The organism is Paraburkholderia sp. BR10141, from assembly GCF_056155635.1.
On record NZ_JBMIQH010000091.1, the window covers coordinates 1 to 4,388 of the forward strand.

The 4,388-nt window shown below is 69.2% G+C and carries 5 protein-coding genes; 4 read left to right on the forward strand and 1 reads right to left on the reverse strand.

Going from position 1 to position 4,388, the window contains the following annotated elements; all coding sequences use genetic code 11:
* The first annotated feature begins 43 nt into the window (after window positions 1–43).
* From hpnK to ACOJB8_RS40745, 4 genes are all read left to right on the forward strand, one after another.
* Window positions 44–943: a hopanoid biosynthesis-associated protein HpnK gene (gene hpnK, locus ACOJB8_RS40730; protein WP_069267922.1), complete on the forward strand. Its 900-nt coding sequence runs from the start codon at window positions 44–46 to the stop codon at window positions 941–943.
* Window positions 940–2,028, forward strand: a complete 1,089-nt coding sequence (locus ACOJB8_RS40735; RefSeq protein WP_475017887.1) for a lysylphosphatidylglycerol synthase domain-containing protein — start codon at window positions 940–942, stop codon at window positions 2,026–2,028. The genes hpnK and ACOJB8_RS40735 overlap by 4 nt, the downstream gene beginning before the upstream one ends.
* A gap of 78 nt (window positions 2,029–2,106) precedes the next feature.
* The gene (locus ACOJB8_RS40740) at window positions 2,107–2,688 is read left to right on the forward strand and encodes a hypothetical protein (RefSeq protein WP_475017889.1); all 582 of its coding nucleotides are present in this window, start codon (window positions 2,107–2,109) and stop codon (window positions 2,686–2,688) included.
* A gap of 43 nt (window positions 2,689–2,731) precedes the next feature.
* The gene (locus ACOJB8_RS40745; RefSeq protein WP_069267920.1) at window positions 2,732–3,769 is read left to right on the forward strand and encodes a patatin-like phospholipase family protein; all 1,038 of its coding nucleotides are present in this window, start codon (window positions 2,732–2,734) and stop codon (window positions 3,767–3,769) included.
* Window positions 3,770–3,837: 68 nt separating this feature from the next.
* On the opposite strand, the gene ACOJB8_RS40750 is transcribed toward ACOJB8_RS40745, so the two are convergent.
* The coding region (locus ACOJB8_RS40750) for a histidine phosphatase family protein (protein ID WP_475017891.1) at window positions 3,838–4,388 on the reverse strand (551 nt) is incomplete at its 5' end.

Genomic DNA, 4,388 nt, shown 5'->3' on the forward strand with positions numbered 1-4,388 from the left:
AAGGCGTGGAGTTCTTCCGCTTCCTGCGCGCACACGAGGCATGATGGACCGCTCGTCTCACGATGCGCGCGCGCTCATCTTCACCGCCGACGACTTCGGCCTGCACGAGCGGGTCAATGCGGCGGTGGAGCGCGCGCATCGCGAGGGCGTGCTCGACTGCGCGAGCCTGATGGTGGCCGCGCCCGCCGCGGCGGACGCCGTGGCACGGGCGCGCCGCACGCCGGGTTTGCGCGTCGGGCTGCATCTGGTGCTGGCGGACGGTGCGGCCATGCTGCCGCGCGCGCAGATTCCCGCACTCGTCGACGCGCAAGGGCGTTTCGGCGACAACATGGTCCGCGACGGCGTGCGCTTCTTCTTCCTGCCGCACGTGCGCAGGCAGCTCGCGAAGGAGATCCGCGCGCAGTTCGAAGCGTTCGCGGCGACCGGGCTCGCGCTCGATCACGTGAACACGCACAAGCATTTTCATCTGCATCCCACGGTGCTCGCGTTGATTCTCGAGATCGGCCGCGACTATGGTTTGCGCGCGATGCGTTTGCCGCTCGAGGCGGGCGCGCCGTTCGCGCTCAAGCCCTGGCTCGCGCTCGTGCGCGCGCGGCTCGCGCGTGCGGGCGTCGCGCACAACGACTACGTGGTCGGCATCGCGAAGACGGGCGCAATGGACGAGGCCGCCGTGCTCGACGCGCTCGCGCATCTGCCCGCGCAGGGCGTAGGCGAGATCTACTGCCACCCGGCGCTCGCCGATGATGCGCACGAAGGGCCCATCACGCCGTCGATGCAGACGTATCGCCACGCCGACGAATTCGGCGCGCTCATTTCGCCTCGCGTGGCTGCAGCGCTCGCGCAAGCGGGCGTGCGCCGGGGCGGCTTCACCGACGTGTTTTTCGGCGCGGCTTCGGGCTCCGATCCCGCTGCGTCGCGCGGCCCCGAGGTGCAGGTGTCATGAAGTGGCTGCAATGGCTGGGCTTGCCCGCCGGGATCGCCATCCTGATCGGTCTCGTCGTCCATAACGGCGCGCACGATGTGCTGCGCGTGATCGGCACCGCAGGCCCCATGCTGCTCTGGCTCGTGCCGTTCCACGCGCTGCCGCTCCTGCTCGACGCGCATGCGTGGCGCCTCCTGCTCGACAAGCGCGCACCGCTGAGCTTCCTCTGGTGGACCGCGACCGTACGCGAGGCCGTGAACCGGCTGCTGCCCGTGGTCGGCGTGGGCGGCGAACTCGTCGGCATTCGTCTCGCGCGCTGGAAGGTGCGCAATGCGAGCGAGGTCACGGCTTCGGTGATCGTCGAGGTGTTCGTGACGATTGCCGTGCAATACGCGTTCTCGGCGCTCGGCGTCGTGCTGATCGTTGCGGCGACCGGCGCCGGCGGCTCGCTGCGCACCATCGCCACGATCGCACTGGCGCTCGTGCTCACGGCGCCGCTGCCCGTGCTCGCCGTGTTGCTGGTGCGTCGCGGCGGCGTTTTCCATGCGATCGAACGCTGGGCCGCGAAGCTGCTCGGCGCCGACAATCCGCTCATGCTCGGCATCGACGGCAAGCAGCTCGACGCCGATCTCGACGCGCTGATGTCGCGCACGGGCCTCATGTTTCGCGCTTTCTTCTGGCAGCTCGCCGGCTACATGCTCGGCGCGTTCGAGACGTGGTGGGCGCTCGCGCTGCTCGGCCATCCGGTGACGGTGGGCGATGCACTCGCCATCGAAGCCATCACGCAGGCCGTGCGTCATGCCGCCTTCATGGTGCCCGCCGGGCTCGGCGTGCAGGAAGTCGCCGTGGTGCTGCTCGCGCAGCTGTTTGGCGTGAGCCAGGACGTGGCGTTCTCGCTCGCGCTCGTCAAGCGCATGCGCGAAGTGGTGTTCGGCGTGCTCGCGCTGCTCTCGTGGCAGGCTGCGGAAATCGTTCGCACGCGTCGCACCATGCGCCACGGCGCGCAGCCCGCCGCGCAGACTGGTGACGCGCTGCCCGCCGCGGCGAGCGTGTCCGCAGGCGCGCCCACCCCGAAGCGGGACTCGCAGCACGATCAGGTCCATTGACGGTACATTGTGGGCATGTCGATGCGCGCCGGATCGGCGCGCGTAGACGCAAGTCCATGTTGATGCGTTAGCAAGGACATGAAGCCCACGTTTTCACTCACGCGTTCGCTCGCGCTCGCGTGCGCCGCCACGGCGGCGTTCACGCTTTCCGGCTGCGACGATCGCCAGTTCGATGCCATGCTCGATACCATCCGGCAGGGATTCAAGGCGTTCTTCGATTCCGTGAAGCCCGACGCGCTGCTGCTCAAGGGCCTCACGCCAGGCGTTTCCACGCTCGAGCAGGTGCGCGAGCAAATGGGCAAGCCCGAGACCGAGCGCGTGTTCGACGACGGCTCGCGCCGCCTCGAATTTCCGCGCGGCCCGCAGGGCCTCAAGACCTGGATGGTCGACATCGGTCCGAACGGGCGGCTCGTGGCCATTACTCAGGCGCTTACTGCGGAAAACTTCGCGAAGATCCGCGTCGGCATGAGTGAGGACGAGGTCCGGCGATTGCTCGGTAAACCCGGGCAAGTGGCCGGCTACCGCTTGAAGAAGGAGACGGTGTGGAGCTGGAAGTGGCTGGAAGGGGGCGTGACGCCCGAAGCGTATTTCAATGTGCATTTCGGACCGGACGGGCGGGTCACGACGACCTCGCGCTCGGACGTGATCCGCGGTCGCTGACTGCGTTGACTCCGTCGACCTAGGGCCACGCAAGGAGGCGCGCATGATGAACCGGCGACGGCCCAAGCGTGTCGGACTCGTGCTCGGCGGTGGAGCTGCGCGCGGCTGGGCGCATATCGGCGCGATTCGCGCGCTCGAGGAAGCGGGCATCAAGCCCGACGTGGTATGCGGTACGTCGATTGGCGCGCTCGTCGGCGCGGTGTACGCGAACGGCGATCTCGACTGGCTTGAAGACTGGGTAGGCAAGCTGACCTGGCAGACCGTGGTGCGCCTGCTCGACTTGCGTTTTTCGGGCGGGCTGCTCGGCGGGCGCAAAGTGATCGACCTGTTTGCGCACCAGTTCAACGGCCGCTCGATCGATGACCTGAGGCTGCCGTTCACGGCGGTCGCCACCGAACTCGACACGGGACGCGAAGTCTGGCTGCGCGAAGGCGGCGTGGTGGACGCCGTGCGCGCTTCGATCGCGATTCCCGGCATCTTCACGCCGATCTGGCATGACGGCGTGTGGCTCGTGGATGGCGGACTGAGCAACCCCGTGCCGGTATCCGCCGCGCGTGCGATGCGCGCCGACACCGTGATCGCCATCGACCTCAATCACGACATTCTCAACGGCCGCGACCTGGGCGGTGCGATCGACACGATGCCGCGCGAGCTGCCCGTGGAGGCGAGCGACGCGGCGACGGCTGCATCGGCCGCCGTGGCGGCCAGCGGCGGCGCCAATGGTGCCGAAAACAGCGAAGCGGGGCCCGAACCGCTCCTGCGCCGCAATGGCAAGCGCTTTCCGCGCTGGCTGCAGCCTGCAGGCCCCGGCGCGGCTGGCGGTCCGGACGTGCGCGTGGCGCCGCCGCCTAGCACGCGTGCGCCTTCCGTGTTGAGCTCGGTGGCCCAGAGCATCGACATCATGCAGGTGCGCATTACGCGCAGCCGCCTGGCAGGCGAGCCCGCCGACGTGCTGATCCAGCCGCGCCTGGGCGGCATGGGGATTTTCGACTTTCATCGCGCCGCGCCCGCCATCGAGGAAGGGCGCGCAGCCGTGCAGTACATGATGCCGGCCATCAAGGCACAGCTGGGGCTGGACTAGAGCGCTTCTAGCTACCGATCCAGAATGCCGGCGACGGCGAGGGCAGGGCGGTAGCGCCGTTCCGGTCCTCACTTCATCGCCGCGAGCCAAACCCAGCCGTGCTCTGTGCGGCGTAGGGCCGTCACGGAAAGCGGCGCGATTTCGATCGAGCGAAACCCCGCCGACGGCGCGCCCAGCGCGTGAAGAATCGCCGCCCGGATCACGCTCGCGTGCGTGAAGGCGACCACGTTGTGCCCCGAGTCGGGCACCGCATCGAGCCAGGCGCTGACGCGCGCGCGGACATCGTCGAACGATTCGCCGCCGCCTGGCGGCCGAAAGCCCGGATCGCGCGTCCAGGCCGCAAGGGCCTCGGGCGCTTCGCGCGCGAGATCCGTCAGGCGCTGGCCTTGCCATGCACCGAAGGCGGTTTCGGCGAGCGCGTAATCTGGCGTTGCCCCCGCGAAGCCTGCCGCGCGTGCGCTCGCGCGGGCGATCGCGGCGGGACTCGTGAGCGCACGCGGCACCTCGCCATTGCGATTACTACCGGCCCGCCCCGCGTGCCAGCGCTCGCGCCAGGCGGCAAGCGCCTCGAGTGCGCGCGCGTCGAGCGCTGCTTCGGCGTCTTCACCCGCAACAGGCA

What these genes read in the sequence shown, in the direction of transcription:
- hpnK (WP_069267922.1), top strand. Translation starts at nt 44, where the DNA reads ATGGACCGCTCGTCTCACGATGCGCGCGCGCTCATCTTCACCGCCGAC.
- ACOJB8_RS40735 (WP_475017887.1), top strand. Translation starts at nt 940, where the DNA reads ATGAAGTGGCTGCAATGGCTGGGCTTGCCCGCCGGGATCGCCATCCTG.
- ACOJB8_RS40740 (WP_475017889.1), top strand. Translation starts at nt 2,107, where the DNA reads ATGAAGCCCACGTTTTCACTCACGCGTTCGCTCGCGCTCGCGTGCGCC.
- ACOJB8_RS40745 (WP_069267920.1), top strand. Translation starts at nt 2,732, where the DNA reads ATGATGAACCGGCGACGGCCCAAGCGTGTCGGACTCGTGCTCGGCGGT.